We start from the raw sequence: 16,274 nt of genomic DNA, 5'->3' as shown, positions 1-16,274 counted from the left end.
CGCTCCCGGAGGCAGGGGCGAGTGGCCTTCTGGATGTTGCACCCTCCTCGGGCCGTGCCCAGTTCCTCCATCAGGAGGCTTCCATGTTGACCTCGTTTCATTCGCGCGCTCAGGCCGAGTTCCACCCCGCTCCCTCCATCGAATCCCCGGAGGAGACGAAGCTCGCCGCATCCGACGCCGTCCCCAGCGACGCCGGCTGTGTTGGCACGTTCGTGGGGGCGGACGAAGAGGTGAAGGCCCCCGGACTCGACCGCGCGTTCCTGAAGGCGGCGGGCTTCGAGGGCAAGGCCGGCCAGACGCTGCTCATTCCCCGCAAGGACGGCCCGCCCCTGGTCGCCGTCGGCCTGGGGGCGCGGGCCCAATTGGATGCAGGCAAGCTCCGGGATGCCGCCGCCGCGTTCGCGCGGGCCGTGGGCCAGCAGAAGCGCGTGGCGCTCCAGGTCCCGGAGACCGGGGGCGTCCCGGTGGACCTCGCCGCGCAGGCGTTGACCGAAGGCGTCCTGCTCGCCCGCTACCGCTACCGGCCCTACAAGCGGCACTCGGAGCAGGAGCCGCCGCTCGAACACCTCACGCTCGTCTCGGGCTCGGGAAACACCGACGAGGTGGAACAGGGAATGATGCGCGGAGGCATCCACGCCCGCGCCACCGCGTTCGCGCGCGACCTCTCCAACTCCCCCGCCACCCTGCTGACCGCCGCGCGGCTGGCGGAGGTGGCCGAGTCCCTGGCCAGGCGCTGCGGCCTGGAGATTGAAGTCTTCGACGGTGAGGCCCTGGCCAGGCTCGGCTGCGGCGGCCTGCTGGGCGTCAACGCCGGCAGCGCGGAGCCGCCTCGGATGATCAAGCTGACGTACACGCCCAAAGGCAGCCGGGGCGAGGCCGTCCAGCCCGTGGGCCGCATCTCGCTGGTCGGCAAGGGCATCATGTTCGACTCGGGCGGCCTGGGCCTGAAGCCCAACGACCTGGTCCACGCGACCATGAAGGGCGACATGTCCGGCGCGGGCGCCATCCTCGCGGCGATGACGGCGCTGAAGCCGCTGGGCTGCAGGACGGCGGTGACGGCGTACCTGATGTGCACCGACAACATGCCCTCCGGGACCGCCATGAAGCTGGGGGACGTGTTGACGGTGCGCGGAGGCAAGACGGTGGAGGTCATCAACACCGACGCGGAGGGCCGCCTGGTGATGTCGGACGCGCTCGTCCTGGCCACCGAGCAGGATCCCCGCCCTGACGCCATCGTGGACATCGCCACGCTCACCGGCGCGTGTCAGCGCGCGCTGGGCGTCCTGAGCGCGGGCGTCATGGGCAACGACCAGTCCCTGGTGGACCAGGTGAAGGACTCGGGGGAGCGCACCGGCGACACCGTGTGGCAACTGCCGCTGGACCGGCGCCTGCGGCAGGAGCTGGAGTCGGAGGTGGCGGACCTGAAGAACGTGGGCGGCGAGAACGCCGGGGCCATCACCGCGGGGCTCTTCCTGGAGGAGTTCGTGGACGGGCTGCCCTGGGCGCACATCGACATGGCGGGGACGGCGCGCGCCGAGCGCGACAACGCGTGGCGCAGCAAGGGCGCGACGGGTTACGGCACGCGCCTGCTCATCGACTTCGTGATGGGCTTCAAGCCCACCCGCGAAACCCGCCACTGAAGGCCGGCGCTTCAGTCCGGAAGCCAGTCCGCGCGTCCCCGCTCGATGCGCGTGCGGCGCTCGCCCTGGAAGGAGGCCCGCACGCGCTCCGCCTGGGCGAGCAGGCGGTGGAAGCGGTCCTTCTCCGTGGAGCCCTGGACGTCCGCGAGCACGCGCGCGAACAGCGCGTGCGCCGCGGCGCGGTCCTGGGCGTCACGCGCGAGCAGGCCCACGGTGAGGGCAATCTGGAGCACCTCCTCCAGCACCTCCGGGTCGCCCCCCGCGTAGTGGAGGGGGCCATCCACGGCGAGGAAGAGGTAGTCGCGCAGCCGCATGGCCACCAGGGACACGCGCGCGCTGCCATCCGGGTCGACGACGTTCCAGTCCCCCAGCGGCAGGCCCGCCAGCCGGCGCATCACGGAGCGGATCTGATGGAGCGCCTGCCGCGCCGTGTACGGGTCGTTCGCGGACGAGGAGAGGGCCCGGTTCGCGACGTCGACGAGGATGCGCAGCCCCAGCGCGGGGTCGCAGCCGGGCTCGCGCGCGGACTGGATGCTCAGCGTGGCGGCGAGGTCGTCGAGCACGTGGGCGTCCACGGCGCCGCCTCCATCCGCCACCACCCAGCCGATGACGTCCTCCTGGTCGATGTACTCGCCCACGGTGATGCAGATGCGGACCCGCACGCCCCACTTCCGGGCGTGCCGCGTGAGGTCCTGGAGGTCCACGTCCGCCAGGTAGCCCGACGCTGCGGCCAGGAGCGAGGTGGCATCCGCGGGCAGCCGCAGCACCACCCCGGGGTCCAACGGAAGCCGCTTCAGGCGTGCCTGGATGCGGCGCTCCGTCGCGGAGACAATCAGGTCCTGCACCAGCCCGAGCACGCGCTCCACCCGCAGGAAGCGGAAGGTGCGGACCAGGAAGACGATGAGCAGGCAGAGCGCCACCACCACCAGGAAGATGGCCACGGACAGCACGGGCCGGGGCCTGACGCCGTGGTCCTCGATGATGCCCAGCTCCCGGATGGCCGCGAGGATGAAGCTGCTGGAAAGGGCGAAGAACGGCAGCGCCCGGCGCAGCGGCGCGCTCTTCAGGTAGATGGGGACCAGCCGGGGTGAGTACTGGTTCGCGGCGGATTGGATGACCGGCGCGTTCAGGGACAGGACGATGGTGAGCACGGTGATTTGAAACCCGAGCAGCGTCCCCAGCGCGCCCCGGGTGTCGTCGACATCCCCGGGCCACGCATGCCCGAACACGCCCCAGGCGGTGTCCGTCTCCATGCGGGCAAGCCCGATGCCCGCCACCACGCCCACGACAATGACACCGCCCAGGACCAGCCAGTAGGGCTCGCGGAAGAACCTGCGCAGGCGGCGGATGGACATGCGGAGCTCGCGCGGAAGGGGCCGCCGGGGGCTAGCCCTCGTCGTCCCGGGCCTCCACCGCCTGGCCCCGGGTCAACCGCTCCGGTGAGAGCAGCTCGGCCAATTGCTCGCGGGTCAGGAGCCCGGCGGACACCACCAGGTCCGCGATGCTGGCGTTCGTGGCCAGGGCCTCCCGCGCCAGCCGTGCCGCGGGCGCGTAGCCGATGTGCGGCATGAGGGCGGTGATGACGCCCACGAAGGACTCGACCTGGAGCGCGAGCCGCTCCTTGTTGGCGGTGATGCCCCGCACGCAGTTCACGCGCAGCGTCGCCATGGCGGCGGTCATGTACTTGAGGTTCTCGAAGAGCACGTGGGCCATGACCGGCCCGAAGGCGTTGAGCTGGAGCTGGCCCGCCTCGGCGGCCATGGTCAGCGTCACGTCTCCCCCGGCGACCACGAACGCCACCTCGTTCACGACCTCCGGGATGACCGGGTTCACCTTGCCCGGCATGATGCTGGAGCCCGCCTGCATGGGCGGGAGGTTGATTTCGTTGAAGCCCGCCTGCGGGCCGGAGCCGAGCAGCCGCAGGTCGTTGCAGATCTTCGACAGCTTCATCGCGGTGCGCTTGAGGGTGCCGGACACCTCCATGAAGACGCCCACGTCGGTGGTCGCCTCGATGAGGTCCGGCGCGGTGACGATGGGGCGCCCGGTGATGTCCGCCAGGTGCGCCCGCGCCGCCTCCGCGAAGCGCGGATCCGCGGCGATGCCCGTTCCAATCGCCGTCGCTCCCAGGTTGATCTCCCCCAGGCGGCGGGAGACCTCCGTCAGGCTCACGTGCTCCTCGGCCAGCGTGACGGCGAAGCCTTCGAACTCCTGCTGGAGCGTCATGGGCACGGCGTCCTGGAGCTGCGTCCGGCCAATCTTCACGATGCCCGCGAACTCCTGCCCCTTGTCGCGGAACGCCTGCTCCAGGAGGTGGAGTTCTCCCAGCAGGCGCTCGACGGACAGCATCAACCCGACCTTGAGCGCCGTCGGGTAGGTGTCGTTCGTGCTCTGGCTCCGGTTCACGTGGTCATTCGGGTCCAGGTGCGCGTAGTCGCCCTTGGGATGGCCGGCCAGCTCCAGGCCCCGGTTGGCGATGACCTCGTTGAAGTTCATGTTGGTGGAGGTGCCGGCCCCGCCCTGCATGACGTCCACGACGAACTGGTCGTGCAGCCGGCCGGCCTTGATGTCCTCGCAGGCCTGGTCGATGAGCGAGGCCCGCGTCGCGTCCAGCACGCCAATCTCCGCGTTCGCCCGGGCCGCGGCCTGCTTCACGCAGGCGTAGCCGAAGAGCAGGTCGGGATAGACGGAGATGGGGCGCCCGCTGATGGCGAAGTTGTCCAGCGCGCGGCTGACGTTGATGCCCCAGTAGGCGTCCGCCGGGAGCCGCCGGGAGCCCAGGCTGTCCGTCTCCGTCCGGGGCGATGCGCCGTCCGCCGTCAGCGTGTGGATGCTCTTCTGGAACGTCTCTTCCGCGCGTGGGTCGGCCATCGCCGGCAACGTAGGGACGCGGGACGCCCGGTGGGACGTGCCCTCCGGGGAAGAGGGCTGTCCACCGGGCGTCCTTGAGACGCCTACGTCACGGCACGGAGGGCGCGCACTTCGCCGGGCCGAGCGTGGCCTGGAAGTAGTGCGCGTAGAGGTCCGGCGTGAGCGTGAAGTTGCAGGTGTTCACCACGTCCGGCGACAGGTTCTGGTGCGCCTGCATGTAGCTGGCGACGTAGTCACGCACCCCGTCCGCGGAGGACCACAGCAGGGTGCCCTCCTTGAACATGCTGTACCCGCCTCCGCCACCGCCGCGGTAGTTGTTCACGGCGATGCGGAAGACCTGGTCGTCCTTCACGTCCTGGCCCTGGAAGCGCAGGTGCGTGAGCCGCGAGCCCGCGGGCTTCGTCAGGTCGTAGCCGTATTCGATGTGCGAGTAGAGGTCCCAGTTGTAGTCCGCGACCACGGGCGTGGTGGCCTTCGCGTCCGCGGGCTTCGCGGGGAGGTTGGCCGCGTCCAGCTGCTTGAAGTACAGCGTGTTCATCTCCAGCGCGCGCCGGAGGATGGAGCCGTTGATCTCCATCACGTACAGCGTGTTGTCGTAGATGTAGACGCTGTAGGCGTCCCGCAGGGTGACGTCCCCCGCCGGCAGCGCGACGTCATTGGAGAACAGGGCGGTCGCGGACAGGTCCACGGGGAAGCCGGCCTCCTTCGCGGCCTCCTCCTGCACGATGTTGAGCAGGTCCGCCAGGGCGCTGTCCACGTAGCGGCCGGGGAAGCCGCCGGTGAAGGCCGCGGTGGTGCTGCCAATCTTCTGGTTCACGTAGGCCACCGTGGTGTCGTGGGCGGCCTGGGTGAGCTGCTTGACGTTGGGGTCCTCCGCCACCGTCTCGTCCACCGCGTGGAGCTTCGAGTCGTGCGCGTCCACGCCCCAGCGCTCGCCGTTCCAGGTGACGTTGAGCTGCACGTCGGCCAGGTGGCTGCCCCAGCGGTTGGGCTGGGTGAGGAGGACCTCGCGGCCATCCTGCTGCTTCAGCAGCATCTTCGGGATGGGCTGGTGGGTGTGGCCGGTGAGGAGCACGTCCACGTCCGCCACCTGCTGGGCAATCTGCACGGCCTGGTTCTCGGCGGCGAGGTTGCCGCGGTCGGTCCACTTCGTGGGGTCCGCGTAGTCCGCGAGCCACGACTCGGGGCTGCTCGCGCTGCCCGTCGGCTGCTTGTCCGGGCCGCCGTGGATGGCCACCACCACCACGTCCGCGCCAGCCGCCTTCATCTTCGGCACGTACGTCTTCGCGATCTCCAGCGGCTCATCGAAGCGCAGGCCGGTGATGTTGTCCTTGCGCTCCCACGTGGCCACGCCCGGCGTCACCAGGCCGAGGATGCCGACCTTCACGTCGCACACCGTGGTGATGATGTACGGGGTGAAGGCCTCGGAGCCGTCCGAGCTCTTGCGCACGTTGGCGCCGAGGAGGGGGAAGTTCGCCTCGCCCTTGAACTTGTTGAGGACGTCCTGGCCGTAGTTGAACTCGTGGTTGCCCATGGCCATGGCGGCGTAGCCCAGCTCGTTCATGGCGGCGGCCATGGGGTGCTTGGACGCGTTGTCCACCTGGGCGTAGTAGGTGCCGAGCGGCGAGCCCTGGATGGTGTCACCCGTGTCGACGAGCAGCGTGCAGTCCGGGTTCTTCGCCCGCTCCTGCTTGATGAGCGTGGCCACCTTGGAGAGGCCGCGCTTCGCGTCCGGCTTCCCGGTGAAGTAGTCCCACGGGAAGATGTTGGTGTGCAGGTCGCTGGTCTGCAGCAGCGTCAGCGTGCGCGGCGACCGGTCCACCGGGGTCGGGTCGACGGGGGGATCATCGTTGGAATCACAGGCGGTCATCAGCGAGCTTGCGCCCACGAGACAGAAAGTGCCGGTGCGCAGCGCGCGCATCAGGAAGGAGGAGCGGTTCAAGGGGCCTCGACCTTGTGCCAGGTCGGAAGGGAATCTTCCGGAGGGGCGCGCACCCTACATGGTCAATCTGACATCGTCTCGGGCTCCAGGTTGGCCACCACGCGGCGCAGGAGCGACATGAACGTGGCGCGCTCGCGTTCGCTGAGGCCCGCGGTCGCCTGCTCCGCGACCTCCCCCAGCTGCTGCTTCGCCAGGGGCAGGCGCTCCCGGGCCTTGGCCGAGAGCAGGATGCGGGTCGCGCGCCTGTCGTCCGGGTGCGGCTGACGCTGGATGAGCCCGTCGCGCTCCATGCGCGTGAGGAGCGCGGCCATGGTGGGCTGCTCGACGTGGGCGTACTCCGCCAGTTGCTTCTGCAGGAGCGGCCCGTGCTCCTCCAGCGCGATGACCACCGGCAGGTAGGCCATCCCGAACTCCAACGGCCGCAGCCGCTGCTCGAAGTGGCGCATCAGCAGCCGGGACGCATGGTTGATCCAGAAGGTCGGGACGGCTTCGGGGTCCCAGCGGGGGGCGGACTTCGCGCTCATTGGAGGTTGCCCGAGGAGTCCTCCGACTCCTCCTCGGCCGTCGGGTAGGCGGAGACGGCCAGCGCGATGCCCTGGTCCGCGAACCACCGGACGTCGTCGGGAGGGAAGTGGATGGAGCTGGTGAAGTGCCGCGCGGTGCCGACGAACAGCCCGAAGTCCACGACGCAGGGGACGGCCTGCTGGCGCAGCTCCGCGAGCAGCGGGGCCAGCACCTCCAGCTGCCTGCGGGCGGCGGCGACGGGGCCGTGCAGCGTGCCCTCGCCGTCCTCCACCAGGGTGAGGTTGAAGCCAGAGGTCGAGTGCCTCCCCTGGCGCTGGTGCTGCTCCCCCTGGAGCCAGACGGCATCCGGGTGGCACTCCGGGAAGCGGTCCAGGACGGACGCCACATCGAACTCCGGGGCCTGGGCCCGTAGGACCGCCACCGTCATGACACCACTCCATTCCCCTGCTTCGACACGTCCATGGGCCCATCCTCGACTGGAGCGGGCATTTACGCGAGCCCGTCAGGCGCGGTGTGTTGGATCGTCCAGGGGGTCGCGGACGCTCCGGCGTCCCGACCGCGGCTGCTGACCCGAGGTCTCGAATCCATCGCTCACGTCCCCCGGGCCGGACTTCCGCCCGGGTCAGATTCCGAGAAGGTCATGCAGCCGAAACTGAACCGGCTCCTGCGGGCGCTTGCCCGCGAGGGGCTCGACGTTGCCTACGACGGTCGTGTCTACACGGTCCGCCTCCTGGCGGATCCCCATGCTCCCCCCGCCGAGGTCCTCCTTCCGCCGGACCTGCCGGTGGAGGGCAAGGCGCTCCAGCAGCTCGCGGCGCTCGCCGCGCTCCATCACCCCGACGGCGGCCGCGTGAAGCAGGTGCGCGCGACGCCGGACTTCCATCCAGGCGACTCCGGGGTGGCCATCGGGTCGGTGGTCCACACGGAGGGGCTGGTGGTCCCCGGCGCCGTGGGCACGGACATCAACTGCGGCATGCGCCTGCACGTCGCGGACATCCCCGTGGACGCCTTCCTCGCCCGCCGCGACGCCTTCGTCGAGCGGATGAAGGGGCACTACTTCTTCGGCACGCGGGACGTCGCCCAGGGCTCGCGCGCCCTGGAGGCGCTGCTGCGGGACGGCCTGCCCGGCTGGCTCCTGGAGACGGAAGGACAGCCCCTGGGCATGTCGGCCCGGATGGACCTGGGCCAGCTTCACCGCGAGTCCGGCCGCGTCCATCTTGGCGGTGCGTTGGAGGGCGACCCGGCCTGGGCGCCCACCGGGCTCCGGCGGGAGGGCGTGGTGCGCGACCCGGGGCTCGCCACCATTGGCGGAGGCAACCACTTCGTGGAGGTGCAGCGGGTGGAGGCGGTGGTGGACCGCGCGCGGGCGTGGGCCTGGGGCGTGCGGGAGGGGCAGCTCGCGTTCATGGTGCACTCCGGTTCGCGGGACATGGGCAAGCACGTGGGGCGCACCTGGCAGGAGCGGGCGCGCGCCGCGTGGCCCACGGGGGCCTCGCACCCGGCGAGCGGCATCTTCCCGCTCGCGGATCCCGCGAAGGTGCGCGAGTACCTGAGGGCGGAGGCCACGGCGGCCAACTACGCCTTCCTCAACCGGCTGCTGCTCGCGGAGCTGGTGCGGCAGACGCTGCGGGAGCTGTTCGGGGACGTGGAGGCGCCGCTCGTCTACGACGTGCCCCACAACATCACCCTGCCCTGGGAGGGTGGCTGGCTGGCGCGCAAGGGGGCCTGCCCGGCGGAAGAAGACCAGCCGGTCATCATCCCCGGCTCCATGGGCGCCACGTCGTACCTGATGCGAGGCCTGGGCAACGCGAAGGCCCTGGCGTCGGCCTCGCATGGCGCGGGGCGGGCGCACTCGCGCTTCTCCATGTCACGGGGTGGCGCGAAGCACCGGGAGGAGGACCTGGGGCTGACGGGGGTGGACTGCATCGCGATGCGGGCCGAGCGCCGCATCGAGGAGGCCCCCGCCGCCTACAAGCCCATTGGCCCGGTGGTGGCCTCCCAGGTGGACGCCGACATCATCCGGGAGGTGGCCCGGCTGCGGCCCTTGATGACCTTCAAGGCTTGACGGCGTCCCTCAACGGCCCTGCGCCTTCCGCGGCGCGGGCAGCCGCTCCGCGAGCACGCGGCGGGCGCGGAGCGTGCTGAGGGTCAGCCCATCCACCTGGCCTGACTTCGCGCGCGTGAAGGTGACCGTCCCCAGCGCGTCGCTGACGAAGCGGTCCCCACCGACGGCTTCGAGCACGGTGCTCTTCTGGCGCTGCCAGCGCACTCGCGGCTTGCCGTCCTCCACGCGCACCGTGAAGGTCATGTCCACCTCGTCGCTGTGGTACTGGCCCGCGAGCGTCTCCAGCGCGGACGGCGGCCGTGCGTCCACGCGCGTGTAGACGCGTGCGGGCAGCGCGCTCGTCGTGTCCCGGACGTGGACCTCTCGCGGCGTCCTGGCGGCCTGCGCCGGGAAGCGCCACACCTCCGTGGACTCACCCATGCGGAACAGGCCTGGCTCGACCGGCACCAGCGGCGTGGACGAACCGACGCCGCGCAGCGCTCCGTCCTTCACCTCCAGCCTCACGACCTGATCCGTCACCGCGCTCCAGTAGACGCCCGCCAGCTCCTTCAGCGCCGCCTCCGGCACCGTCAGCGTGGGCGCCTTCACGGGCTGGGGGCTGGTGCCCAGGTACACGTCCGCCACCTTCCGCACGAGCTCGGAGGGCACGGCCGTGGAGGCATTGCAGAACGCGGCGACGGCCAGGCGCGAGTCCGGATAGACGGCGACGCTCGAGCGGTAGCCCGCGTCCGCGCCGTTGTGCCCGAACGTCCGCTGGCCTTGATAGGTGCCCAGCGTCAGCCCCGCGCCGTAGCCGGTCGCCTCGCCGCTCTTCAACGTGGCGGAGGTCCGCAGCCAGTCCACCAGCGCCTGTCCACCCACGCGGGGCTGGAGGAGGTTCGCCTCCCACTTCAGGAGGTCCCCCACCGTGGTGAACAGGCTGGTGGAGCCGTAGTAGTCGAACACCGGGACGCTGATGCTCCAGCCACCGCCCTCGCGCGGTGAATAGGCCGACGCGCGCTTTGGCACGACCTCCGAGTGGTCGTCGTGGAAGTGCGTGTCGCGCATCCCCAGGGGCCGGAAGATGCGCTCCTCCGCGAACGCCCGCAGCGACTTTCCCGCCACGCGCTGGATGATGACCGACAGCAGCGTGTAGCCGGTGTTGTTGTAGCTCCACTCCGTGCCCGGTTCGAAGTTCAGCCCGCGCTGCCGGGCCATGACCCACAGCACGTCGTCCACGGTCATCAGGTCATCGCCGCGCCAGCCGGCCATGTTCAGCAGGTGGAACTGCTCCCGCAGGCCGCTGGTGTGATGCACCAGATCCGCGAGGGTGACCTTCTTCCCTGGGTCAGGCAGCTCCGGCAGGTACTTCCGGATGTCGTCGTCCCGCGACAGCTTGCCCTCCTGCTCCAGCAGCCCCATCGCGAAGGCGGTGAACTGCTTGGAGATGGAGGCCACGTGGAAGATGGACTCCGGCGTGATGGGAACGCCGTACTCCAGGCTCGCCATGCCGTAGCCGCGCGCGTAGTCCACGACGCCGTCGCGGGAGACCGCCACCGCGCAGCCGGGCGTCGCATCGCCGGTCCACAGGGCGAACAGCGCATCCACCCGGGCGTGGCGCGCCGCCGGCTGGGCGTGGGCGACGGAAGGCCACGCCATCCAGAGGATCAGCGCCGCGAGCAGGCAGGAGAGAGAGGATTTTGACCGCACGGAGACCCCTTCGTGTTCGTGGCGCCACCGGGCCTGGTGTCGCGACGCCTTCATGCCCCGGGCGCTCATTCCACGCCAGTCGTTGGCTCGGCCGTTCACCCCGTCCAGAAGCCGCTTCATCCCATGCACGGAGCAGCCGGCGTCACGGGCATGACGCAGGGCGTCCGGCTTGAGGGGGCCGGACGCCTCGCGGATTGGCTCGCGCGCCAATTGCTGTCCCGTTAGCTTGCGCGCCCATGTACTTCGAGCTCTTTTCGCAGATGAAGAAGCAGCTGGGGCAGTTGAGCAAGTGGTTGGAGACGGCCGCGGCCCATGCCAAGGCGAAGCCCTTCGACCCGAACCTCTACCTGAACTTCCGGCTGGCGCCGGATCAACTCCCGTTCGTGCGGCAGGTGCAGATCGGCTGTGACGCCGCGAAGCTCGCGGCCTCGCGATTGTCAGGCAAGGCCGCGCCGTCGAACCCGGACACGGAGCAGACGCTGGAGGAGCTCAGCGCCCGCGTCCGGTCCACCATCGCGTACCTGGACACGTTCACCGCGAAGGACTTCGAGGGCGCCGCCGGACGCGTCGTCACCCACCCCCGCTGGGAGGGCCAGGTGATGAGCGGCGCGGACTACTTCCTGGAGAACGCGCTCCCCAACTTCTTCTTCCACGTCACCCACGCGTACGCGCTGCTGCGTCACAACGGCGTCAACCTGGGCAAGGCGGACTACCTGGGGTCGCAGAGCCTTCGCGCGCCCTGACGTCTCCCCGGGCAGCAAGGCAGCCCTATGCCAGCAGCAGGCTCAGCCGTTCGCGATAGCCACGGCTGAGCTTCAGGGTGGTGCGGTCGCGCAGGATGACCTGGTACTCACCATGGAGCAGCGGGCGCAGCTCATGGACCCGCTGGATGTTGACGAGCGTGGAGCGGTGGATTCGTACGAAGCGCTCCGGATCCAACCGGGCCTCCAGCTCCCGCATCGGCTGGCGCAGGAGGTGACTCCTGGCGCCCACGTGCACGTGGACGTAGTTGTCCTCCGCCGCCATCCAGTCCACGTCGCACACGGGTAGCAACGTCACCCGCCCCACCTCGCGGATGACCAGCCGCTCCAGGTAGCGCGGCGCCCCGAAGGGCTCCCGCCGCGAACCCACGAGCCCCGGGAACCGCCGCACCAGGGACTGGATGCGCTCCCGGCGCGCGTGCTCCTTCGCCCGCGCCAACGCCTGCCGGAACCGCGCCGGCGTCCATGGCTTGAGGAGGTAGTCCAGCGCGCCCGCCTCGAAGGCGCGCAACGCGTGCCCTTCCCTCGCGGTCGTGAGGACCACGGCGCCCGCGCAGGCGGTCCCCGCCTCGCGCAACACCTGGAAGCCGTCCACGTCCTCCAGGTCCACGTCTAGGAAGAGGATGTCCACGGGCTCGCGCCGCAGGGCCTCCACGGCGCGGACTCCCGCCTCGTGGACGCCCGCGATGGCCACCTCGGCGTCGGCGTCCAGAAGGGAGCCCAGGAGCCTCCGGCTCCCGGCCTCGCCCTCCACCACCATCACCCGAATGGGCGCGGACCCGAACAATGCGTCGGCAATCGCCACGTCTTGCACCTTTCCCCAATGCCAGACGGCCCATCCACCGTCCCGAGCGCATGACGCCACGCACACCCCGCCTCTGACCCTGGATATACGAAGGCCACCTCAATCCCGGGCACTCTCAGAATTCCGAGGCGAACAGGACTTCCGCATGCCTGGAATCCGCCACCCTCACGGGATGCCATTCATTGCCGTCCTGGCCAGCTCACCCCCGGGAAAGGCCACTTCGTCCCGCGTTGGGAGCCATTGGCGTCAGGCGGATGCCTTCGTTTCGCGGGGCCCCGTACTCCTCACACCGTCTCTCCACCACGAACAGGAGTCAGCCCATGATGCGTCGTTTCGTGTCTTACGCCCTGCCGGTGGCCGCGCTGTTGCTCGGGGCCTGCGGTGGTCCGGAAACCCTCGATGCGACGGAGGCCCCGGCGGAGCAGTCCGTGGCCACGACGAAGCAGGGCCTGTCCACCATCACCATCAACGACTTCCCGCTGGGGTTCTTCGTTCCGCCCAGGGTGGGTGGGGACGCGGACTTCGCCGGTAACGGCCCGAAGATGGATATCGACTTCGAGCTGGAGGTGCGCAACGGGAACGAGCTCTGGATCGGGATGTTCATCTGGGGCTACGAGGTGGGAGGAACCACCAGGGTCGAGGGTCACCAGTGGTACCACATCGCCACCACCGCGACGCCCATCGTGAGCCTCTCGCCGTCTCCGGTGCCCGTCGCGGACTTCTACATCGGGCCCGAGTTCCACTTCGGGTACACGGACTATGGGCACGCGCAGGACGTCTACGGCTTCCCGCAGCTCAGCTCGAACACGCGCATCGTGCAGAACATCACCTGCGTGGGCGACACGTCCGGCGACGAGGCGGGGACGAAGACGGGCTGCTCGGCCGTCCTGCATGACCTGACCATCACCTTCTGAGCCCCTCCGTGACGTGGGCGTAACGTGGAGCGTCCGGGCCGTTGGCTCCGGCCTGGCGCTCCGCGAGCGACAACGCCCACAGCGGGAAGATGCGCAGATAGGTGTCGTAGTGGATGGCGCAGGTGCGGCTGAACACACCGGCCAGGGGCTCTCGTGGCCACTGGCCGTCCGCGTCCTGCATCGCGCGCAGCCATGCCGCGCCCCGGCGCGTGGACTCCGCGTTCGCTTCGCCCGCGGCCACCAGGGACAGCACGGCCCAGGACGTCGTCACCGCGTGGCCCGTGCGCCCCTCCACCCAGCGGCGCTCGCGGCAGGACTGGAGGGTCTCGCTCCAGGAGCCATCCTCGCGCTGGTGGGCCTTCAGGAACGTGACGGCCTTGCGCAGGGCGGGGTCTGCGGTCCCCGCGCCCGAGGCCACCAGGCCGGTGACGCCGAACCACGTACCGTAGCTGAAGCAGACGCCCCAGGAGCCCTCCCAGCCGCCGTCCGGCCGCTGCTGGCGGCGAAGGAAGTCCGCGCCCCGCGCGATGGCCGGGCCCACCGGAGCCTCCGGGAATGCCTTGCGCCACGCCGCCAGCGCCTGCACGCAGGCCGACGTGCACTCCACGTAGCTGGGGTCCACCATGATGCCGGCGAAGACGTCCGAGGGGTTGAACCGCTCCAGCCAGTGTGGCCCCCGCTGCCGCTCGTAGGTGGCCCAGCCGCCGTCCCGGTTCTGCAACGACAGGATGAACGCCACGGCGTATTCCAGGCGTTGGCGTGACACGCGATTGAGCCCGAGCGGCTCCAACAACAGACACGCCTTCAGCGCCTCCGCCGTGCAATCGCTGATGGGCCAGCCGTGCGCGCGGGTGCTGAAGGGCCACCCTCCCCGGCTGGGATGCCGGTGGTGGCGCGCGGCGTCTGGCGAATCCTCCAGCACCTGCTGCGCCTCCAGGAAGCGGCCCGCGCGCTCCAGCGTGTCGCGCGCCCAGGCGGACTCGCCGGAGGCCACCAGCGCCTGCACCGCGAAGGCGGTGTCCCAGAGCTGGGAGGAGTTGTAGCCGTTGACCGTGATGCCTTCGGGCGTCCGCTGGAGATAGTCCGGCAGGCGCTCCAGGTGGGCTTGCACCTCCGGGCCGTCCGGCCGCGCCACGTGCCACACCACCATGTCGAGCACCTTGTTGATGGGCCCGATGCAGACGAAGTGCGTCGCTTCGTCCTCGCCGCGGATCAACGCCAGGGCCTCCTCCAGCGCGCGTTTCCGCAGCCGCTTCGAATGGAAGCGCTCATACAGGCCCAGCACGCGGTGCACGGCGCGCAATCCCAGACCGTGGGGGCTGTAGGCGTCCGTGCTCGCCACGCGCCCGCGCGCCGCCTTCCAGTCCACGTCCTCGTAGGGCTGGGGGTACAGCTCGCGCCGCAGCTCGGCCAACAGCGGCGTCTCCGTGGCGCGGACCCGGCGGCCATGGAGCCAGCCCATGGGCAGGTACACCATGCGGCAGTGGCACCAGAGCCGGGAGGGATGGAACGGCAGCGCTCGCGGCAACAGCCAGAGCTCGGGAGGCACGGGCGCCAGGCCCTCGTATTCGTAGAGCCCCAGCAGGGCGAGGACGAACTTCCCCCAGGACGCACTGCCCAAGGGGCCGCCCCGGGGAAGGAACCACGCCCGCGCTCGGATGAGCTCCGGGTCATCCGCGCCAATGCCCAGCAGCCGCTGCGCGACGTAGTTGAGCACCGACGTGAAGACGAGGCTGGGCGACTCCACGTCCAGCCCCCACCCCCCATCCGGGTTCTGGTGCGCGCGCATGTGGGCGACCATGCCGTCGCGGACGGACGCATCTGGAATGCGCCCCATCACATACAGCCCGGCCACGTACACCGGCCCCAGGAACAGCGGACCGCTGTAGTCCCCCTTCCAGGAGCCGTCCGCCGCCTGCGTCCCGGCCAGCATGTCCCGGGCCCGCCGCATCAGGACCAGGCCTCCGCGCCGCCCTGGGATGCCCGTGAGCCATGGGCGTAGAGCGCCCGCAGCGCTTCATCCGAGCCCACCCGCTCCTGCGTGAGCCGCATCAGCGTCGCCACCGTCTCCCGGGGAATCTTCACGGGCTCGGGTTCGAACACCGCGGGGTTGCCCTCCACCGCGTCGAGCGTCGCGGCCGAGAAGAAGAGCGGGTAGAGGCAGAACAGCCGCAGGCCGGGCTCCTCCACGGGCAGCGCCAGCGAGTATTCGAGCGCGACGTCCAGCTCGCGGCGCGCCACCGCCACCAGTTCCTCCATCAGCGCCACGGCGTTCGCGCGGAGCGAGGGCAGGGCCAGCGTGGCGGGCGTGAGGCCATGCGCGGCCATGCGGTCCCTGGGCAGCCAGCAGCTTCTGCGGTCCAGGTCCTCGCGCACGTCCTTCAGGATGTTGGTGAGCTGCAAAGCCCGGCCAAAGGCAGGCGCCCGCGACAGGAGCCGCTCCTCGCGCCAGGCGACCCGGGGTGAGCTGGCGACAAAGAGGCCGGTCAGCATCTCGCCGACGACGCCCGCCACGTAATAGCAATACATGAACGTCGCCTGGAGGTCGGGCAGCCCCATCACCTGCCCGCCCCCTCCATGCATCCGCTGGATCTGCTTCATGCCGCCAGCCATCGTTCGCACGCATCGCGCGATGGGCGGGTGGACCCAGGAGGGAAGCGAGGCCAGGGTTTCGAGCACGGTCGGTGTCTCGGAAACGAGCTCGGCCTCTGCTCGCGGCGCCTCGTCCCGCAGGGCCAGCCGCGCCCTTCGCGCGAAGGAGCGGGCACGGGCCTCCCAGCCCGGCTCCAGCGATACGAGACATCCCAGTTCGTCGAGCAACGCACCGTGGAGCGCCCCGCCGGCCTCGTCCTCCAGCGTGTCCGCGATGCGGCACAGCAGGTAGGCCACCGTCACCGCCAGGTCCAGGGGCTCGGGCAACAGCGGGATGTTGAGCGCGAAGGTCCGGGAGACCTGGGGCAATTGCGTGCGACAGAATGATGCACCCTGCACTTTCATGCCTGCCTCCTTCGCGTGCGGCGCCGCGCCTCAATGGATAAGTCGTCAATGCCAGACATGGTGTCTGC

13 protein-coding genes are annotated in these 16,274 nt (G+C 70.3%); 4 read left to right on the top strand and 9 right to left on the bottom strand.

Going from position 1 to position 16,274, the window contains the following annotated elements:
- Window positions 1-83 precede the first annotated feature (83 nt).
- Entirely contained in the window at window positions 84-1,640 is a 1,557-nt protein-coding gene (locus tag ACX114_RS09035; protein WP_459296684.1) for a leucyl aminopeptidase, read from the top strand.
- 11 nt (window positions 1,641-1,651) lie between these two features.
- On the opposite strand, the gene ACX114_RS09030 is transcribed toward ACX114_RS09035, so the two are convergent.
- From ACX114_RS09030 to ACX114_RS09010, 5 genes are all read right to left on the bottom strand, one after another.
- Window positions 1,652-2,995: a DUF2254 domain-containing protein gene (locus tag ACX114_RS09030; RefSeq protein ID WP_459296682.1), complete on the bottom strand. Its 1,344-nt coding sequence runs from the start codon at window positions 2,993-2,995 to the stop codon at window positions 1,652-1,654.
- Window positions 2,996-3,026: 31 nt separating this feature from the next.
- Window positions 3,027-4,508, bottom strand: a complete 1,482-nt coding sequence (locus ACX114_RS09025) for an aspartate ammonia-lyase (RefSeq protein WP_459296680.1) — start codon at window positions 4,506-4,508, stop codon at window positions 3,027-3,029.
- Between the two features lie 88 nt (window positions 4,509-4,596).
- A complete protein-coding gene (locus ACX114_RS09020; protein WP_459300103.1) occupies window positions 4,597-6,429 on the bottom strand; it encodes a bifunctional metallophosphatase/5'-nucleotidase in 1,833 nt (610 codons plus the stop codon).
- 83 nt (window positions 6,430-6,512) lie between these two features.
- The gene (locus ACX114_RS09015; protein WP_459296678.1) at window positions 6,513-6,974 is read right to left on the bottom strand and encodes a MarR family winged helix-turn-helix transcriptional regulator; all 462 of its coding nucleotides are present in this window, start codon (window positions 6,972-6,974) and stop codon (window positions 6,513-6,515) included.
- Window positions 6,971-7,402 carry a hypothetical protein gene (locus ACX114_RS09010; protein WP_459296676.1) on the bottom strand — a complete coding sequence of 144 codons (432 nt, stop codon included), beginning with the start codon at window positions 7,400-7,402 and terminating at the stop codon, window positions 6,971-6,973. Before ACX114_RS09010 ends, ACX114_RS09015 begins: the two co-directional genes overlap by 4 nt.
- A 213-nt stretch (window positions 7,403-7,615) precedes the next feature.
- On the opposite strand from ACX114_RS09010, the gene ACX114_RS09005 reads away from it, so the two are divergent.
- Window positions 7,616-9,040, top strand: coding sequence for an RtcB family protein (locus tag ACX114_RS09005; RefSeq protein WP_459296674.1), 1,425 nt, complete (start codon window positions 7,616-7,618; stop codon window positions 9,038-9,040).
- 9 nt (window positions 9,041-9,049) lie between these two features.
- Here ACX114_RS09005 and ACX114_RS09000 read toward each other — a convergent pair whose 3' ends face one another.
- Window positions 9,050-10,783, bottom strand: a complete 1,734-nt coding sequence (locus tag ACX114_RS09000; protein WP_459296672.1) for a serine hydrolase — start codon at window positions 10,781-10,783, stop codon at window positions 9,050-9,052.
- 182 nt (window positions 10,784-10,965) lie between these two features.
- Between ACX114_RS09000 and ACX114_RS08995 the strand changes: the two genes are divergently transcribed.
- The gene (locus ACX114_RS08995; protein WP_459296670.1) at window positions 10,966-11,472 is read left to right on the top strand and encodes a DUF1993 domain-containing protein; all 507 of its coding nucleotides are present in this window, start codon (window positions 10,966-10,968) and stop codon (window positions 11,470-11,472) included.
- Between the two features lie 25 nt (window positions 11,473-11,497).
- On the opposite strand, the gene ACX114_RS08990 is transcribed toward ACX114_RS08995, so the two are convergent.
- Window positions 11,498-12,295: a LytR/AlgR family response regulator transcription factor gene (locus ACX114_RS08990; RefSeq protein WP_459296668.1), complete on the bottom strand. Its 798-nt coding sequence runs from the start codon at window positions 12,293-12,295 to the stop codon at window positions 11,498-11,500.
- Between the two features lie 320 nt (window positions 12,296-12,615).
- On the opposite strand from ACX114_RS08990, the gene ACX114_RS08985 reads away from it, so the two are divergent.
- Complete coding sequence (locus tag ACX114_RS08985; protein ID WP_459296666.1) at window positions 12,616-13,209, top strand: hypothetical protein; 594 nt, start codon at window positions 12,616-12,618, stop codon at window positions 13,207-13,209.
- Here the strand turns inward: ACX114_RS08985 and ACX114_RS08980 are convergent.
- Complete coding sequence (locus ACX114_RS08980) at window positions 13,199-15,160, bottom strand: 2,3-oxidosqualene cyclase (RefSeq protein ID WP_459296664.1); 1,962 nt, start codon at window positions 15,158-15,160, stop codon at window positions 13,199-13,201. The two genes, ACX114_RS08985 and ACX114_RS08980, sit on opposite strands and share 11 nt — an antisense overlap.
- Window positions 15,160-16,206 (bottom strand): phytoene/squalene synthase family protein, encoded by a 1,047-nt coding sequence (locus ACX114_RS08975; protein WP_459296662.1) that lies wholly within the window; start codon window positions 16,204-16,206, stop codon window positions 15,160-15,162. The genes ACX114_RS08980 and ACX114_RS08975 overlap by 1 nt, the downstream gene beginning before the upstream one ends.
- Window positions 16,207-16,274 lie beyond the last annotated feature (68 nt).

It is taken from the genome of Corallococcus sp. M7 (assembly GCF_054512695.1).
The sequence above is the reverse complement of the archived record's forward strand: the minus strand, read 5'-3'. Positions and strand labels throughout refer to the sequence as shown.

Bases quoted from the DNA above. Each gene is read 5' to 3' on its own strand.
- ACX114_RS09035 (WP_459296684.1), top strand. From the start codon at position 84: ATGTTGACCTCGTTTCATTCGCGCGCTCAGGCCGAGTTCCACCCCGCT.
- ACX114_RS09030 (WP_459296682.1), bottom strand. From the start codon at position 2,995: ATGTCCATCCGCCGCCTGCGCAGGTTCTTCCGCGAGCCCTACTGGCTG.
- ACX114_RS09025 (WP_459296680.1), bottom strand. From the start codon at position 4,508: ATGGCCGACCCACGCGCGGAAGAGACGTTCCAGAAGAGCATCCACACG.
- ACX114_RS09020 (WP_459300103.1), bottom strand. From the start codon at position 6,429: ATGCGCGCGCTGCGCACCGGCACTTTCTGTCTCGTGGGCGCAAGCTCG.
- ACX114_RS09015 (WP_459296678.1), bottom strand. From the start codon at position 6,974: ATGAGCGCGAAGTCCGCCCCCCGCTGGGACCCCGAAGCCGTCCCGACC.
- ACX114_RS09010 (WP_459296676.1), bottom strand. From the start codon at position 7,402: ATGACGGTGGCGGTCCTACGGGCCCAGGCCCCGGAGTTCGATGTGGCG.
- ACX114_RS09005 (WP_459296674.1), top strand. From the start codon at position 7,616: ATGCAGCCGAAACTGAACCGGCTCCTGCGGGCGCTTGCCCGCGAGGGG.
- ACX114_RS09000 (WP_459296672.1), bottom strand. From the start codon at position 10,783: ATGAAGGCGTCGCGACACCAGGCCCGGTGGCGCCACGAACACGAAGGG.
- ACX114_RS08995 (WP_459296670.1), top strand. From the start codon at position 10,966: ATGTACTTCGAGCTCTTTTCGCAGATGAAGAAGCAGCTGGGGCAGTTG.
- ACX114_RS08985 (WP_459296666.1), top strand. From the start codon at position 12,616: ATGATGCGTCGTTTCGTGTCTTACGCCCTGCCGGTGGCCGCGCTGTTG.
- ACX114_RS08980 (WP_459296664.1), bottom strand. From the start codon at position 15,160: ATGCGGCGGGCCCGGGACATGCTGGCCGGGACGCAGGCGGCGGACGGC.
- ACX114_RS08975 (WP_459296662.1), bottom strand. From the start codon at position 16,206: ATGAAAGTGCAGGGTGCATCATTCTGTCGCACGCAATTGCCCCAGGTC.